At 31.1% G+C, this 15,465-nt stretch carries 20 protein-coding genes and 1 tRNA gene; 19 read left to right on the forward strand and 2 right to left on the reverse strand.

Annotated elements, in window-relative coordinates; translation table 11 throughout:
• Positions 1-49: 49 nt before the first annotated feature.
• The 13 genes from BTO06_RS15885 (at position 50) to BTO06_RS15945 (ending at position 8,780) form a co-directional block, all read left to right on the forward strand.
• Positions 50-757, forward strand: a complete 708-nt coding sequence (locus BTO06_RS15885; protein ID WP_100926239.1) for an ATP-grasp domain-containing protein — start codon at positions 50-52, stop codon at positions 755-757.
• Positions 758-873: 116 nt separating this feature from the next.
• On the forward strand, positions 874-1,536 hold the full coding sequence (locus BTO06_RS15890) for a hypothetical protein (RefSeq protein WP_100925621.1): 663 nt from the start codon (positions 874-876) through the stop codon (positions 1,534-1,536).
• Positions 1,537-1,777: 241 nt separating this feature from the next.
• Complete coding sequence (locus BTO06_RS15895) at positions 1,778-2,359, forward strand: hypothetical protein (protein ID WP_100926240.1); 582 nt, start codon at positions 1,778-1,780, stop codon at positions 2,357-2,359.
• Between the two features lie 174 nt (positions 2,360-2,533).
• A complete protein-coding gene (locus tag BTO06_RS15900; protein WP_157811893.1) occupies positions 2,534-2,761 on the forward strand; it encodes a hypothetical protein in 228 nt (75 codons plus the stop codon).
• A 7-nt stretch (positions 2,762-2,768) separates the two neighbouring features.
• Positions 2,769-2,996 carry a hypothetical protein gene (locus BTO06_RS15905; RefSeq protein ID WP_100926242.1) on the forward strand — a complete coding sequence of 76 codons (228 nt, stop codon included), beginning with the start codon at positions 2,769-2,771 and terminating at the stop codon, positions 2,994-2,996.
• Positions 2,997-3,152: 156 nt separating this feature from the next.
• Complete coding sequence (locus tag BTO06_RS15910; protein ID WP_157811894.1) at positions 3,153-4,034, forward strand: hypothetical protein; 882 nt, start codon at positions 3,153-3,155, stop codon at positions 4,032-4,034.
• A 77-nt stretch (positions 4,035-4,111) separates the two neighbouring features.
• Positions 4,112-4,774 carry a hypothetical protein gene (locus BTO06_RS15915; protein ID WP_100926244.1) on the forward strand — a complete coding sequence of 221 codons (663 nt, stop codon included), beginning with the start codon at positions 4,112-4,114 and terminating at the stop codon, positions 4,772-4,774.
• 146 nt (positions 4,775-4,920) lie between these two features.
• On the forward strand, positions 4,921-5,676 hold the full coding sequence (locus tag BTO06_RS15920; protein WP_100926245.1) for a hypothetical protein: 756 nt from the start codon (positions 4,921-4,923) through the stop codon (positions 5,674-5,676).
• A gap of 153 nt (positions 5,677-5,829) precedes the next feature.
• The gene (locus tag BTO06_RS15925) at positions 5,830-6,363 is read left to right on the forward strand and encodes a TPM domain-containing protein (protein WP_100925493.1); all 534 of its coding nucleotides are present in this window, start codon (positions 5,830-5,832) and stop codon (positions 6,361-6,363) included.
• A 164-nt stretch (positions 6,364-6,527) separates the two neighbouring features.
• Complete coding sequence (locus BTO06_RS15930) at positions 6,528-7,025, forward strand: hypothetical protein (protein WP_157811895.1); 498 nt, start codon at positions 6,528-6,530, stop codon at positions 7,023-7,025.
• Positions 7,026-7,190: 165 nt separating this feature from the next.
• Complete coding sequence (locus BTO06_RS15935) at positions 7,191-7,772, forward strand: hypothetical protein (RefSeq protein WP_100926247.1); 582 nt, start codon at positions 7,191-7,193, stop codon at positions 7,770-7,772.
• Positions 7,773-7,900: 128 nt separating this feature from the next.
• On the forward strand, positions 7,901-8,470 hold the full coding sequence (locus BTO06_RS15940; RefSeq protein ID WP_100926248.1) for an SUKH-4 family immunity protein: 570 nt from the start codon (positions 7,901-7,903) through the stop codon (positions 8,468-8,470).
• Between the two features lie 73 nt (positions 8,471-8,543).
• On the forward strand, positions 8,544-8,780 hold the full coding sequence (locus BTO06_RS15945; RefSeq protein WP_100926249.1) for a hypothetical protein: 237 nt from the start codon (positions 8,544-8,546) through the stop codon (positions 8,778-8,780).
• Here BTO06_RS15945 and BTO06_RS15950 read toward each other — a convergent pair.
• Positions 8,777-9,742 (reverse strand): transposase, encoded by a 966-nt coding sequence (locus BTO06_RS15950; protein ID WP_100925140.1) that lies wholly within the window; start codon positions 9,740-9,742, stop codon positions 8,777-8,779. The two genes, BTO06_RS15945 and BTO06_RS15950, sit on opposite strands and share 4 nt — an antisense overlap.
• A gap of 377 nt (positions 9,743-10,119) precedes the next feature.
• Here BTO06_RS15950 and BTO06_RS15955 point away from each other — a divergent pair, with 377 nt between their 5' ends.
• The 5 genes from BTO06_RS15955 to BTO06_RS15975 all read left to right on the forward strand — a co-directional run bounded on the left by BTO06_RS15955 (position 10,120) and on the right by BTO06_RS15975 (position 13,950).
• Positions 10,120-10,416 carry a hypothetical protein gene (locus BTO06_RS15955; RefSeq protein WP_198517097.1) on the forward strand — a complete coding sequence of 99 codons (297 nt, stop codon included), beginning with the start codon at positions 10,120-10,122 and terminating at the stop codon, positions 10,414-10,416.
• A gap of 343 nt (positions 10,417-10,759) precedes the next feature.
• A complete protein-coding gene (locus tag BTO06_RS15960; RefSeq protein WP_100926250.1) occupies positions 10,760-11,476 on the forward strand; it encodes an SOS response-associated peptidase in 717 nt (238 codons plus the stop codon).
• A gap of 114 nt (positions 11,477-11,590) precedes the next feature.
• Positions 11,591-11,655: transfer RNA gene (locus BTO06_RS15965), tRNA-Arg, on the forward strand.
• Positions 11,656-11,874: 219 nt separating this feature from the next.
• The gene (locus tag BTO06_RS15970) at positions 11,875-12,288 is read left to right on the forward strand and encodes a hypothetical protein (RefSeq protein WP_100926251.1); all 414 of its coding nucleotides are present in this window, start codon (positions 11,875-11,877) and stop codon (positions 12,286-12,288) included.
• A gap of 564 nt (positions 12,289-12,852) precedes the next feature.
• Entirely contained in the window at positions 12,853-13,950 is a 1,098-nt protein-coding gene (locus BTO06_RS15975; RefSeq protein WP_157811896.1) for a BspA family leucine-rich repeat surface protein, read from the forward strand.
• A gap of 527 nt (positions 13,951-14,477) precedes the next feature.
• On the opposite strand, the gene BTO06_RS15980 is transcribed toward BTO06_RS15975, so the two are convergent.
• On the reverse strand, positions 14,478-14,825 hold the full coding sequence (locus tag BTO06_RS15980; protein WP_198517098.1) for a hypothetical protein: 348 nt from the start codon (positions 14,823-14,825) through the stop codon (positions 14,478-14,480).
• Between the two features lie 4 nt (positions 14,826-14,829).
• On the opposite strand from BTO06_RS15980, the gene BTO06_RS15985 reads away from it, so the two are divergent.
• On the forward strand, positions 14,830-15,264 hold the full coding sequence (locus BTO06_RS15985) for a hypothetical protein (RefSeq protein ID WP_157811897.1): 435 nt from the start codon (positions 14,830-14,832) through the stop codon (positions 15,262-15,264).
• Positions 15,265-15,465: the final 201 nt, after the last annotated feature.

Consider the following 15,465-nt stretch of genomic DNA (forward strand, 5'->3'; position numbering starts at 1 on the left):
CGCATTTTGCATTAACCGTTGTAAGCAACCAAAAGAAACATCTAGTTAAATGATAAACGAAGTCTTATTAATTCCTGAAAAAATAGATATTGAACGAGACTCTGTTGCAGAAATTTGGAAAAAGAATGGCGGAGAAGTCCAACGAATCGGAAAATTTTGGAAACGACCAAATATAGATTCTGAAAAAAGGATAACCATTTATGGGATTGACACTTTTAGTCTTGTTTTAGCTCAAATACTCGGATTAATACTAATTGAACCGAAAGATGAATTAATTAGTGAACTAGATTTTAATTGGATTAAACGTAAAATCGAAATTGTAAAAATTGCTGAAATTGAAAAATCTCTATTTCCAGTCTTTATTAAACCTGCTAAACCTAAAACATTCAAATCAAAAGTTTATATAGACTTCGACAGTTTTACTCAAGAAACAAAAGGAATTGAACAAAATGAGCAAGTCATAAAGTCAAATATTATTAAGATAGAAAGTGAAGTCCGAGCGTTTATATTGAACAATAAAATCCTCGATATGGCAATTTATGAAGGAAATTCTAATTTAGAATCAGCAAGAAAATTTCTAACTGACTTTTTGCAAAACAATTCAATTGATTTACCTGAATCTTATGTTATCGATTTAGGGTTTAATCAAACAGATAAATGGTTTGTAATTGAATTTAATTCAAGTTGGGGAGCTGGACTAAATTCTTGCAATCCTAATAAAGTAATTAATGGAATAAGGAAAGCAACAATAAATTAATAATAAAGGCAGCTTACAACAATTTGTATAATGCATATGCCGCCTTCGGCAGACAAACGCACCATACAAGAGACGTTGTGGGCAATTTAAACCAACTATCAGAAGCTAAATACTGAATGAAGAATACTTTGATAATACTACCCTTTTTTCTACTGACTGTTCTAGGCTGTAAAGCACAGGATAAAGAACCTTCAGATTTCATTCCAAAAGGATATGCTTTATTTGAAAAATATTTTGGAGATCTAAATAAAGATGGATTGGATGACTGTGTTTTGATTATCAAAAAGACAGATACAACTAACATTGTCACTAATCGTTTTGATAAAAAAGTTGACAGAAATAGACGTGGAATTGTTGTTCTATTCAAAAAAGAGAAAGGTTATGAACTTGCCGATAAAAACTACAGTTGCTTTTCGTCAGAAAATGAAGATGGTGGAGTTTATTTTCCACCAGAATTATGGATTAAAATTGAAAACGAAAAACTTTATATCCATTACGGCCACGGCAGATATGGATATTGGGAATATACCTTCCGATATCAAAACTCAAATTTTGAATTAATTGGATATGATTCAAGTAGTAATCGTGGTCCAGTAACAAATACGGAAACAAGTATTAACTTCTTGACAAAAAAGAGATTAATCAAAGAGAACAGCAATGAAAATGCGGAAGGCGGAGATGAAACATTTAAGGAAACTTGGAATAAAATTAAAATAGAAAATCTTATCAAACTGTCTGAAATAAAAGACTTTGATGAATTAGATATGTATAATTATTAAAAAAACTGCCCACAACAATGGCTATAAGTAATTGCTTGTTATTACCTACTTACGAAAGTCCTCGCGAATTTTCAGTTTGGTGTGTACTTGCAAAGTTTAACGCTAACCCACGCAACTACTCATAGCCGAGACCGTTGGCAAACATTTAAGGAAATCTGCTAACTAAATGAAAATTATCATTTACTCATTAAGAGTTTTGGAGAAATAAAACATGTAATAGATTTAATAAAAATCTAACTGAATGAAAAAACTATTTACAATAATATTTCTACTAGTTTCAATCCATAAAATCTACTCTCAATCTTACAGTAACGTAATTCCAGATTCTCTTATAAATAGGATTATAGTTTTCCACATAGATAAGACGTTTAAAGCTTATGATGATCAAAAATTATGGAAGAAAAGAATCTATTATAAGCCTGTTAATTGGTCAGAAGCCTTAATTTCAATTTTTAGTCCTGAAAAAACTGATTTTATTTTTCAAAAAGAAGCTATGATTAAAAATGACCAACGCTCTAATGTCAAAAAGAAAAAAATTACCGAATTATTCTCTAAATCGGACTTTAACTATATGGAGAAACAGTTCAACTCGGAAAAAAACACTGAATGGAATTTTAAAATAAAAAAAGGACGATTAAAAAATAACCCTAACAGAAAATTTTATTCATTTTCTATTCCTCTTTTTAGCAAAGATCATAAAAAGGCTATTTTTTATTCTGAATTTGGTGGCTGTAGTCATTGTGGCGGAGCTAGATTAATAGTTTATTTAAGGAACGGAAAAGACTGGAAGTTATACAAATCCATCCCTTTGTGGGATAGCTAAACGATTTGCCAACAAAATGTATAAAAAATTGCTTAATTCTCTTTAAATCAAAAAATATATTTACTTTTAAATCATGAAAAATGAATGAAAAATTGCTACCAAAATCATCGCAACTTTTCATACACAATTACGTTGGCATGCATTTAAGAAAACTCGATAAAATATTTGAATGAGATGAAAATTGGAGATATTGTTGAATATGATAATGAATTTGGAATTATAATTGAAATTCCAAAATTAGACGAAAACGGAAAATATTTAGCTGGAGATTTACTTGTGAGATTGGATACCGTTAAAGAAAACGATATTGAGAGTTGTCTTGGAAATTTAGAAGGGTTTCTAAAAATTGTAGCTAATCATGAATTCAAGTTTATAAAACAAAATAAGCAATTGAAAAAGTGAGAATATTATGAGTCGCTCAAAAAAGAAAACCAAAATACACGGAATTACAACAGCGAAATCTGAAAAGGAAAATAAGCGAGACGCAAATCGAAAATTTCGCAGGATTGTAAAACAAAAAGTTAACTCTGGAAAAACTGAATTACCTGAATTACGTGAAGTTTCGAATGTTTGGAGCTTTGATAAAGATGGGAAAAGATATAATCCCGAAATGACTGAAAAAGAATTACGAAAATAAAAACGACACGCCAACAATGGCTATAATCCATTGTGGTTTTTTGCCACACCAAAGAAAAAGTATAAATCAAACAGCTGGATTTCGGCGGAATAATCCTGCGGATGATTCCACAACGAAATCATAGCCTAAAACGTTGCCAAACATTAAATAAAAAGAATGAAACAGATTTTTACGATTCTATTCCTGTCAATTACCTTAATGTCATTTGGACAAGAAAAGGCCGACTTTGATAACCTAGTGAAACTTGGCGAAATCTATTCCAAGAATGTCAATGCCACAGGTGATGAGTTTAAAAAAGAAGCCGAAAAACTTAGAACACCTGAGCTGAATCATATTATTGACGCATTAATTGCAATTGGTGAAGGTGATAAAAAGCTTTTGACTAAAGAATTCCTTTCAAAGCCTTCAGAGAAAGAGTTAAAATATTGGTATGTATTGAGAGAAATTCACTACAATAATCAGTCTGAGAAATCAGAGCCACGACCAAGTGAGGAAATAGCAAAAGAGACACTAGAGACAGAAATTGATAGTCGCTGGTTGTTGGATAATTATTACTATCGAATTCGTGGTGGGATTGCGAAAATGTTCAATGACAAAAATTTAAGCAAGTACAATATTGACTTAAACAACTATGGATTAGAAAACGAGACTGAAAAGGCAATTCTCTTTTTCGCTATCACGAATTCATTAACACAAAGATTCCGAGTTCTTCAAATGATGAAGAATTACGATAAACTACTTGAGTTCGTAGACAAGCTACCAACATTCAATAGAAAACCATATTATGAATACACTTCATTCGACTTTGAAGACTTTGAATGGATTGGATACGAAAAAACAGAATCGTATAAAGACAGACATTTGGGAAGTCTATTTTTGGCTTTGAACGGACACTTTTCTGCACTCGCTGAAAAAGAAAAAACAGATGAGATGAGAAACCTGTATTTCAATTCAATTCTTTTTATCGCAGAGTATTTTAAATATTCAGGCGGAATGGAAAATGATTTACAAGAACTATACAATCAATCGCAAAAATAAAAAAACGTTTGGCAACAATGGGTATAGCGCATGCCCTGCGGGACACGCACCATACCCAAACCGTTAGCAATAATTTAATGAACGCAAGAAATACAGCTTATATAATTGTTTTAGTTCTGCTTGTTGGATGTGGAATATTGAACCCTGAATCAAGATATACACCTAAAAATTCAGCAGAATATTATTTTCCACCTTTAAGTGACGAAACAAAACAAAAAGAAGCTGAATGTATGAAATTGGAAAAATTCCCTTGCGTATTTGAACAGAACGATACGCTAAATGATTTTGTCAACGAATGGTACTCAACCCACTTGGCAAGTATGAAAGAACCTATCCTGTACAATCAAATTGGAAAGGGTAAAAAGGTGGTAAGGTTTACACATTTAGGTACTTGGTCAAGACCTTATTCATATCGTATTGAAAACAAAAACGGTCAAATAATAGGAACTTATAACAAAACTAAAGGACTTGGTGGATACGATGCTGGAAGAAGAATTAAACACGAAGTAAAGGAATTAAAAATTTCGGAGTGGAATTCATTAACAAGGAAAATTGACAGCACTTTTTGGGAAATTGAAACTCACGACCCGAATATGATTTTAGATGGAGAAGAGTGGATTTTAGAAGTCTTAATCGATGATAAGTATCACGTGGTATCAAGAAACAGTCCTGCAAATTATGGCGGTGAAAAATATGCTGAACTTTGTGAAAAAGTCATTAAAACCTATAATAACGAATAAAAACTATTGCTAACAATGTATATAAAAAAATAGGCGTAACAGTAGTAAAGTCAAGGCTTTTGACTCGAATGAAACTTTGCGATTAACTGAAAGTTTCGTGCTTCGAAATCGCCTACTTTTCATATACTAACCGTTAGCACCAACCTATGAAATCCATAATAACCATAATATTTAGTCTTTTAATTTTTGTTGCATGCAAACAGAAAGAAAAAAGCGGAATTGAATTTTCGGATGAATATTTGAGTTCGTACGAATGGGTTATTGACTCGATTTATGGCTCTCACGAATTCATTCAAGACTGGATTTATTTCACACCTAAAAAACAATTTTACCGTTTTTCTAAATACAATAAAAGCTACGTAATTGATAGCGCATTGATTTGGAAACACAATAGAGTTTTGAAAAATGATTCAGAATTGTTTAAAATCATTGCTCTTGATAGCCAAAACATAGAGTTAAAAACATTTAACAAAACTTATCACGCAGAACGTTGGAATACATTCGACAGAGAAAATATTAAACGTTTTATCGAAAATAACGAATATAAACTATTGATAAACGGGAAGTGGAAACTGGATTCGACTGAAATTGGAAAAGGCGGATTACCATTAAGCTGTGATCAAATCGAAAAAGGTTCAATATTTGACTTTAAAGAAAACGGTCGACTCGAGGTTTTTGAGAAAGACTCTCTAAACTACTGTAATAAATTTAGTTATAGTCTAATCAAAAAAGAGTTATCGTTAAGAAAATCAGATATGGTCATGGGATTTCCAATAGCTGAATTGAATAATAATAAACTGACTTTGATTTCAAGATATATTCCTAAAAAAAATTACACGGAAGAAATGTGGGAAAAGAAAAAAAGAGGATTTAAACTGTATTTGACAAAAAAGGAAAATTAATATATTGCTAACTTAAGAAGTGTATAATTAATTGCGGCTGAATTTCCTCACTGGAAATTCAATCTTATTAATTATCTTTCCGAAACAACGGAAAACGACTCGCGTCCTTTTCCCGCAAAAAATCATACACAAATACGTTGTGCACAATACCAAATGACAAAAATTGCTACGAACATAATATTAGGATTAATTCTCTTGAATTTAGTTTCATGTACAAATAAAATCTCAAAAACAGACACCAAAATTCACTTTGACAATGAATTAGGTTTCAGCATACCTGATTCTTTAAAGATCATCAATGACTTTGGAGAAGTCTTTACAAGAAAAGAAGAATCTGAACTTGAGAATTTAATATCTACAGTTGTAAGTAATTCATCAAAAAAAATAATAATCGTAACAACAAGCGATATTAAACCTTATACAGATATTCATAAATACGCAACAGACTTGGGTAATGACTGGGGAATTGCGTCGCCTAAAGACTTTAATGGACTTACTATAGTACTATGTAAGCCTTGCCGTAAAATAGGAATAGCTACAGCAGTTGGAACTGAGAACAAAATAAAAAACGAGTTTTGTAAAAATGTGATTAATCAAATTATGATTCCTGAATTTAAAAACGGAAATTATCACAAAGGAATGAAAGAAGGATTATTGAGTTTAATATTAAAATGGGAAGAAAAGTAAAGTGCACAACAACGCGTATAATTAATTGCGGCTTAATTCCCTCAGCGAAAATTCAATTTTATTAATTATCTTTCCGCAACATCGGAAAAGAACTCGCGTCCTTTCCCGCAAAAAATCATACACAAATACGTTATGTGCAATTTGAGACAAAATTAAAAAAACAAATGTTAAAAATAAATCGACTGGTGATAATATTCTTTGTATTTACTTTTGGATGCGACCAGAAGGAAAGTTCTTCATCAAAGAACGAAATATTTAAGCAAAAAAATAGAAAAGAAGAAATTCAGCAAAATATTTCAAAAGGAATTCTTGAAAAACTTACTGAAAATACATGGATTCCTGTTTTAAATAGAGGATGGATTATGAATTTTGAGAATGATAGATATATCACAGCTTTTGATGACTTGGATGATCATATTATTTATAATTATGAGATAACTGAAGTTGATGAGACTAAAGGCTATTTATTGATTAAAGTATTTGAAGAAGATAATACAAATATGCATGAAGATATTTCAGGATTTGGTATAATTGAGAAGGTTGACTATAAGGTAAAAATTCAATTAGCAGATAATGAATTGACTCTAATAAATAAATTCGGCACAGTTGAAGAAATGAAAAGTCGTTGGAAAAAGGTTAAGAAGATAGATCGTAAGTATTAACTAGAGGGAATCTAAAAATAATAAAAAGCACATAACAATAAATATAGGGCATTTGGCAGGTTGATCTATACACAGAAATTGTAGTTTTAAACTAAAATTATGCTAACGTGAAAAGCTAGTGCTGAAAATGCCAAACACACCATATTTAAAACGTTGGGTACAATTATGACGAACAGCATTTTCCATAATAAAGAGTTTGAGATAAATGGAATTTCTGTGCCTGAATTTGAATTAAAAAAAGGAAATCTAATCCGAATTTATATTCCGAATTTCAATCTTGAAAACTTGCCTTTAGGTTTTGACTTGACTATCGAATTGATAAAAAGATTCCAAAATCAAAAAACTGATTTTCCTTGGGCAAAAAACTACCGACAAAATACAGTTGCGGAATTTTTAAGTCCTTTAACTGTAAATAAATATCTGATTAATAAAATGCGGATTGACAAACTGACCGCAAAAAGAATAGCAGAAGAAATCGGAATTAAATTAAATGAGAAATTTGAATATTTAAGTTTCAAAAACAAGAAAGCTCTAATTATAAAAGCGTGTTTTGATAAAAATGACTGTATTCTTTTGGACTATTACGGAGTAGATGCAATGGGAATTGAGTTTTTGGAAAAAATAGTGAATACTGAAATTGAAAAAGGAAAATCTGCAATTGTTTTTGACAATTTACAATTTGCGAACGAAAAAGAACCTTATGGGAATATTAAACCGATAAAAATAACTGTACCCAACACCGTATAAAATTAATTGCTTTGGTCTCGCCTACTTCTGAAAATCGTCACGGACTTTATATCTGTTTTTAATTTGCTAATTTTGGTACTTAAGCACGCAACTAATATTATACCAAACGTTAGCTGTAATAGAAACAAATGAGCATAGACTTTATAAATAACTGGAGATCGATAGGTGAAGAACACATAGTTGTAGACCAATCTAATCAAGGGAAATTCGATCTTGGGTCGGCTGCATTGGACTTCTTTTTCATATCTGGCATCCCATCGGAATTTCAGGAATTAAACTTTGATTACTTAAAAGAAGAGAATATCCAAACGGTTAATCAAAAATGGAATTTAGACAACCCTGAATTTGACAAGTATTTGGCAATCGGATTTAATGGATCTGGAGATCCAATATCTCTAAATCAGATTAATCAGGAATTAATTTACTTAAATCACGATAATGAGTTTCAGGAAATTTTTATCAATTCTGACTTGAAAAAATTTGCTCATTCTGTTTTAAGGATTCAAATATTTATGAATCAAATAACCAAATTGACTCCTGATTCTTTCTTTGAAACAGAATTTTCGGATGAAAGCTTTGATAATTTATTGACCGATTTAAAACAGATTGATTCAAAAATATTTGAAGTTGATAGAAGCCATTGGTTGATTACCTTAGATACGCTCAAATGGGAACGAGAAGATGAAAGAAATAACTAAAACAGCTAACACTGTATAAAATGCATTGAAACGCATTTTATACTAAACGTTGTAGGTAATTAAAAAGAACTTTATGTTTAATTGGTTTAAGAGAAAAAAAAGAAAACCTGAATCTGAATTTCTTAAAACGGGCTCTAATCAACATTCATTTCGTTGGTTGGAAGTTGGAGAGAAAGACAACCCTTTTAATAAGAAAATTTTGGATGTCAGTTCTTATACACGAACTACCATGGCATTTACAAAAGAAAAATCGATTGCAGAAAAATACAATGAATTAAGAAGAACTGAGATAAAAAACAAGCATTTTTAGCTTAATTTTGACACAAAGTTTTCATCATAAGGCAAACCACTTTTTACAATAGCAAAAGCCTGTTTTAATAACTTGTTACACACTGCTATTAATGCTAATTTCTTACTCTTCCCTTTAGCTACTAGACGTTGATAAAGTGCCTTACAAGCCTTATTATATTTATAAGCATTAAAACTACACATGAATAATAAATTCCTGAGTTTAGTATTACCTATTTTACTAATTCTAGGTTTCCCTTTTATACTGCTACCTGACTCTCTAATGATAGGGGTGATTCCTGCGTAACTACATAATTCTTTTGCTGAATCAAATCGTTGAAATCCATCGGTAAATACAATTAATGCTAAGGCTGTTTTAGAACCAATACTTGGAATTGATGTAAGTAAACTCAATTCTTTTTGGTGTTCTTCTTTTACCTTTAGGGTCAATAGTTCTTCTAAACTTACAACCTCTTTATTCAGCGATTTTAATTGTTTCTTCAATGATCTCAAAACAAATTTACTCGGGATTCCTAAAACTTCTTCTCCATGGATTTTATTCTTTAACTGAGTACGCTGCTTCGTATAAACACTTAATAAACGTACTATTTGCAAGCACTCCTGTTGAACTTTACTCTCTCCTTTCCATAAACTTGGCGACTGACTTAATGCATAATTATATATTTGTTTTGCATCACTCTTGTCTGTCTTTATTTTTGAAAGATTCATTTGAATATAACGCTTAATCTTTAGTGGATTTTCAACACAAACTCCAACTCCATTTTCCAATAAAAAATATGCTAAACGAACATGATAATAACCTGTTGACTCCATAACACATATACTGGAATATGAAGTCATTTTTAATAGCTTTTTAAAACCCCTAATTGAATTACTAAACTGATGAAAATTACCTTGATGATCATAAACATCTAAAACATCTTTACTTACATCAATACCAAAATATACTGTATTTTTATTCATAGAAAAAAAGATTAGAAAGAAAACTATTGACAATTCAACAACTTAAAATCGAGATAATATTCTCATAGAACTGAACGAATTTAAAATAGTAAAGCATAGGGATTATCAATGTTGACGAAATCTAGGTTTCTCGGTGTATCATAGCCTTATTCTACGCTTTTTTCTTTCTGATTAATAAATCTAAAATTAATATATTGCTAACTTAAGAAGAACTGAGGTGAAAACTAACGATATTCTATTTAACTTAAGAAGGGTTCTATACCATTTATTACCTCTTTTATGCCACAAAATGAGACGATTAAAGCATTTATATAAAGACCTTTCATTTTTTACCCGAACTTTGCTTTAAATGTTTAACCTCATAAATAATGATAAAAATGGTAACAAAAACAATTTACGGTACAGTTTCAAAAGATGGAGAAATAATTTCTGGAACAGGATTTCTTGTTGAAAGACAAAGCTCTGGTACTTATTTAATCGATTTTGAACCTGGATTTGCGAATGTTCCGTCAGTAGTAGGAAGTCAGACAGGATATGGGAAAATCGATGAAAACACACTAGACTCTATCGTATTTCCATATATTAACAGAGGATCTACTACTGCTTTAACTGGAGATTCTAAAGGTAATAGAAGAGATCGTCAATTCAGCTTTACCGCTATTGGTGAACAATAAGATTTGTCTTATAGGCTTTTAGTTGAATGAGTGCTTTTAAAAAGCACTCATTTTTTATTCTTAATCATTTCAGCTTTTAAAATATAAATTTTCATCTCTTTGTTCATTATTGTAATTCTTCATTGTCTGTTCTACCAGAAATTCCGTACGAATAAAATTAATATGTGTTTTTGTAATATCATAATGAGAAACATTTCCAGTTTCTAATTTATATACTCTTGCTAATTTAGAATCATATTTCCAATTGCAATTCTTATTTAAAGTTAGCTTGATTTTGTAGCATGTTAATAAGTCTTTCCAAATTCAAACTAAATAGTAACTTTACAGCTATTATCATTACTATGTGTTTTATAAGTCAAATACAAAATCAGCAGAAGAAAACGAAAAAAGATTTAAGACGAGTTTTATTGCACCAGAAATTTATCAGTCATACTACGCGAGATCTGGTTATTCTACTGATTATTTGTATATCATAAAGCAAAACGAAAGTGAAATTATTAACCCAGCATATTGGGGATTACTTCCAGAAAATATAACTATTGATAAGAGGCAAGAATATTTAAGTCAATATCGAACCTATAATGCCAGAGTAGATAAAATACTTAACAATCAAAATAGAGCTGCAAATTTTATAAAGACTCAGCGCTGCATAATTCTAGCAGATGGAATATTTGAACCACATTACAGATCAGATATAAGTTATCCTCATTATATAAAACATCATGATCATAGTCTTTTTGCGTTAGCAGGAGTTTATACAGAATTAGATGATGGTTTATACACTACTACAATTATAACGAGAGAGGTAAATCCATATTTTGCAGAGATACACAATAAGAAAAAGCAAGGTACTTTTAGAATGCCTCTAATATTAAATCAGGAGGATGAATCAAATTGGTTATCGAATGATTTAAATACAAGTGATATAACGGAATTACTAAATAGCTTTACTATTAAAAAGTTCGTTGATTACCCAGTAGAAAAGAGTAGTGGTCACCCTATAAATAATGCTGAAGGAATTCAACCTTTTTTCTACCCCGAACAACAATCGTTGTTTTAATAATCGATAAGGAAACTCAATTATTTCAATAGTTCATAATTATTTAATTTCTTTTTTATGTGTGCAATTTCTGGGAAATTTTTCTTATTAAATTTTATAAACACATAACAATCAGTGTATTAAGATGAAAGTTCCTCTGCCTTCTAAGCAGACGGTCACAGGTTCGAATCCTGTCGCGATCACAATAAGCCTTACTAGTTTTAGTAAGGCTTTTTTGTTGGCAACACCTTTATTTACAAAGGTTTTACTTCTCCTTTGATTTTGTTTTTACTTGTTTTGATGAGTACACACATGAAGTGTAAAAAAAAATAATTTACATATATTTGGGTGTGTTTTGTTGTATTTTTTTAAAAGTCCGTGAAAAATCCGTGAAATTTTTTAAACTCTAAAATTGTTTTATGGAAGGAAAAATTTATTTAGATACTCGTGAAAGTCAAAAAAGAAAATCTGGCTTCCCTGTTATTTGTGATTTACATAATCGTAAAAGGCTACAATTTTCTCTAAAGTTGAATTTTACAAGGGAGGACTGGGATTTTGAGAAAGAGTTGCCTCTGAATGATAAAAGAAAACAATTAATCATAAAAAGAAAGAAAGGTCTTTTAGCTGATTTAATTACTAAATCTATTGATGATAGCAATATTACATTAGCTTATGTAAAAGAAGTTTTAACTGGTAATACTAATTCAAATGATAAAGTTTTGTCTTTTTATGATTTCGTGGATGAATTAGTTGCTAAACAAAAAAAACTACTAGATGACAATGGAGTGCAAAAAAAGGGTAATGCGGGTGTTTACAGAAATACAGCTAAATAGCTTTACAAATTCAGACCTAAACTAACGCTCGGTGATATAGATTATACGCTGTTAGATGACTTTAAGAAGAACTGAGGTAAAAACCAACGATAATCTATTTAACTTAAACGGTATATAGCAAATAGGGCATTTGGTAGTTTAGAGAAGTTCAGTGCTATTTACAAACACCGTCAAATCGTTGATTTGGCTTTTAAGAATGAATAAGATAAAAACAAAATATAACGCTTTGGCTCAGTGCAAAATTGAAAGTTTATCGCTTTCTGCTGCCCTACTTGCCATATACTAATCGTTGTAGCCAATTCCTCTTTTTTCGAAAAAAAGAAAAATAAGTTGATTAACAATAGGTTGAAGTCTTATAAAATGTAGACGTAGACTCCACAATCAACGAGAGTCAAAATTCCTCGAAGGGGAAAGGACGCTCAGAAAAAACAAATCTATTGGATCTTTAGGTTAAGTGGAATTTTTTTATTGAAACAGCCCAAGGCATAATGGATTTTGATACGATTTATCCTTTTGGCACAATTATTGTTATCAGGAAGTCTCTATTATTTAAAAACTATAAAAATGAAATTTTCAAACTTTTACCCCCAAAAATTCATCACATATCTATTGCTACCATTAATTTTCGGATGTAACGACATAGATGAGGAAATAGAGCCAATAGTAGCATATGTTTATTTAGATGAAAATGGCGTTACCATCAAAGCTAGCGAAAATTCCCAACCTGGAGAGACAGCTACTTTTGATGGAGCCTCTTATTTGATTGTGGATAATGAAACACTACATGAGCTAGTAAAAGGCTATCCTAATAACGGTGTCGATCTTTCCAAGCTGGTAACATCTAAAGTTACCGACATGAGATGGCTTTTTCAAAAACCAGGTTACAACGCCGATTTAAGCAATTGGGATGTGTCAAACGTCACCGATATGGGGCACATGTTTGAGGGAGCAAATGGATTTCATTCCGACATCAGTAAATGGGATGTGTCTTCTGTTACGGATATGTCTCATATGTTTGAAAGTGCGTCAGTTTTTAATTGGGACATCAGTGAATGGGATGTTTCATCCGTAACCAACATGAATTCAATGTTCCGAAGAGCAGAGAGCTTTAATCAAGATCTTAAGGATTGGGATACTTCATCGGTTACAGACATGTCCAAGATGTTTGAACATGCAGAGAGCTTTCATAGTGAGATTGGTAATTGGAACACTTCTTCTGTAACTTCGTTTAGTGATATGTTTGCCTTTGCCAGCAGCTTTAATGCAGAAATAGGTGAATGGAACACATCAACTGCTGAAAATATGTTCTCTATGTTTAGAAATGCTGAAGCATTTAATCAAAATATAAGTAATTGGGATGTTTCTAATGTTAAAGAGATGGGCTCTATGTTTTACAATGCAAAACATTTTAACCAAGATATCAGTAATTGGAATGTTTCTAATGTAACCAATATGATTTTTATGTTTGGACGAGCAGAAAATTTTAATGCAGAGATTGGTAACTGGGATGTATCCAGTGTTGAGAATATGGTAGGCATGTTTATTTTGGCTTTGAAATTTAATCAAGACCTGAGTGCATGGAATGTAGAAAAGGTTTCAGAATACCAAGACTTCGCAAAACAAGCAACCTCTTGGACACTTCCAAAACCAAACTTTAATTAATTTAAGTAGACTTTATTAAATTAATTTAAGGAGAGTTTTAGAGCCACGCATTTATGTGTTAATGCGTGGCTCTAATTATTAAAGACCTTCACCTTTTTCATTAAAAATATAGTCATGGTCTCTGCTATTTCCTTATTTCTAATCTTGGCATAACTCTCCAGTGTTACACTCATTTTAAAGTGTCCTAAGAGCAAGGAAACAATACTGGGAGAATATTATCAGACATACAGGAACCTCAGTAAGGCCACCGTATCATTCTTCTTAGACTATTTTTTCCTTTTTAGAATGTGAAAATGCTGTATTGGAACTTTTACGCAATTATTATCGAAGCTATCAACCAAAATATTGGGTATTTGAAGGATCTACGGAAAAACAATATGGCGTAAGTAGTATTCGAAAAATATTTAAAAGATCATTGCAAAAAGGGGGTATTTGGAAATAAGCTGCCGCAAACACCTTACGTCATTCTTTTAAATACTTTTGCTAACCATGGCTATAAGTAATTGAGTTTTCAAGTATATTTAAATTTAATAAGACAATTCAATCATCACCTGAAGTAATTCCTCAGGAGATAGTTTTTTAGTAAGTCTTTCCAAGTTCTTTTCAGCTTTAGAAACATGACCAAATAAGGAGTGCGATACTCCAATCTTTTTTATAAGGTTAATAAAATACTCTAATGCTATTATGTTCTGATAGCGAACAAACTGATCAGCGTTTAAGTGTGGTACACCTTGACTTTTAACTACGTTGGAGAAATACTTTGAATACATATTGCAAAGTTCGTTATAATTTGTAGCAATGATTGCTTGGTTTTGTAGCATGTTCGTAAGTCTTTCCAAATTCAAACTAAATAGTAACTTTACAGCTATTATCATTACTATGTGCTTTACTAAGTCAAATACAAAATCAGCAGAAGAAAACGAAATAAGAAAAGCCGAAATTGAAATAAATAAGCAGTATTTGGATTCCGACAAAAGATTTGCCTACAATCAAAATTTTGTGAGATTTAAAGACGACTCTGAATGGACTCTTGAGGAAAGACAAAAGAACTTTCAAAACCTTATGAAATGGAATAAAAAGGAAGCAAAAAAGAGGATAAAAATTGACCGACAATATTTAGGGTTTATTGAAAACGGACAAAAAATATTAGTAATTCAATTTATTGATTTTAGCCAAGCCCCTTATGGATTAAAAGACCAATTGACAAAAAGCTGGATTGGAGGTTGGCACGGTTGGTTTGAAACAAATGTTAGGTTGAAAGAATATAATATGGAAACAAAAAAAGTGAATAGTTTCGGATGGCCAAAATTATAGAGCAGTACCTACAACAATGTATAACCGCAATTACAGCGGATTCGACTACGTCCGAATCCACTCGGTAATTGTTAACACTAGTTCTTAAACAAAATATGTAACTTTAATCCAGTAACAACAGTTTTACAAATAGGTTGCCAAGAATAGCAACCGAAAAAGATGATAAATTTTTAATATATTTGATATATCAATTATATTTGT

Source organism: Tenacibaculum sp. SZ-18, assembly GCF_002813915.1.
Classification (GTDB): Bacteria; Bacteroidota; Bacteroidia; order Flavobacteriales; family Flavobacteriaceae; genus Polaribacter.

Bases quoted from the DNA above. Each gene is read 5' to 3' on its own strand.
- BTO06_RS15885 (WP_100926239.1), top strand. From the start codon at position 50: ATGATAAACGAAGTCTTATTAATTCCTGAAAAAATAGATATTGAACGA.
- BTO06_RS15890 (WP_100925621.1), top strand. From the start codon at position 874: ATGAAGAATACTTTGATAATACTACCCTTTTTTCTACTGACTGTTCTA.
- BTO06_RS15895 (WP_100926240.1), top strand. From the start codon at position 1,778: ATGAAAAAACTATTTACAATAATATTTCTACTAGTTTCAATCCATAAA.
- BTO06_RS15900 (WP_157811893.1), top strand. From the start codon at position 2,534: ATGAAAATTGGAGATATTGTTGAATATGATAATGAATTTGGAATTATA.
- BTO06_RS15905 (WP_100926242.1), top strand. From the start codon at position 2,769: ATGAGTCGCTCAAAAAAGAAAACCAAAATACACGGAATTACAACAGCG.
- BTO06_RS15910 (WP_157811894.1), top strand. From the start codon at position 3,153: ATGAAACAGATTTTTACGATTCTATTCCTGTCAATTACCTTAATGTCA.
- BTO06_RS15915 (WP_100926244.1), top strand. From the start codon at position 4,112: ATGAACGCAAGAAATACAGCTTATATAATTGTTTTAGTTCTGCTTGTT.
- BTO06_RS15920 (WP_100926245.1), top strand. From the start codon at position 4,921: ATGAAATCCATAATAACCATAATATTTAGTCTTTTAATTTTTGTTGCA.
- BTO06_RS15925 (WP_100925493.1), top strand. From the start codon at position 5,830: ATGACAAAAATTGCTACGAACATAATATTAGGATTAATTCTCTTGAAT.
- BTO06_RS15930 (WP_157811895.1), top strand. From the start codon at position 6,528: ATGTTAAAAATAAATCGACTGGTGATAATATTCTTTGTATTTACTTTT.
- BTO06_RS15935 (WP_100926247.1), top strand. From the start codon at position 7,191: ATGACGAACAGCATTTTCCATAATAAAGAGTTTGAGATAAATGGAATT.
- BTO06_RS15940 (WP_100926248.1), top strand. From the start codon at position 7,901: ATGAGCATAGACTTTATAAATAACTGGAGATCGATAGGTGAAGAACAC.
- BTO06_RS15945 (WP_100926249.1), top strand. From the start codon at position 8,544: ATGTTTAATTGGTTTAAGAGAAAAAAAAGAAAACCTGAATCTGAATTT.
- BTO06_RS15950 (WP_100925140.1), bottom strand. From the start codon at position 9,742: ATGAATAAAAATACAGTATATTTTGGTATTGATGTAAGTAAAGATGTT.
- BTO06_RS15955 (WP_198517097.1), top strand. From the start codon at position 10,120: ATGGTAACAAAAACAATTTACGGTACAGTTTCAAAAGATGGAGAAATA.
- BTO06_RS15970 (WP_100926251.1), top strand. From the start codon at position 11,875: ATGGAAGGAAAAATTTATTTAGATACTCGTGAAAGTCAAAAAAGAAAA.
- BTO06_RS15975 (WP_157811896.1), top strand. From the start codon at position 12,853: ATGAAATTTTCAAACTTTTACCCCCAAAAATTCATCACATATCTATTG.
- BTO06_RS15980 (WP_198517098.1), bottom strand. From the start codon at position 14,825: ATGATAATAGCTGTAAAGTTACTATTTAGTTTGAATTTGGAAAGACTT.
- BTO06_RS15985 (WP_157811897.1), top strand. From the start codon at position 14,830: ATGTGCTTTACTAAGTCAAATACAAAATCAGCAGAAGAAAACGAAATA.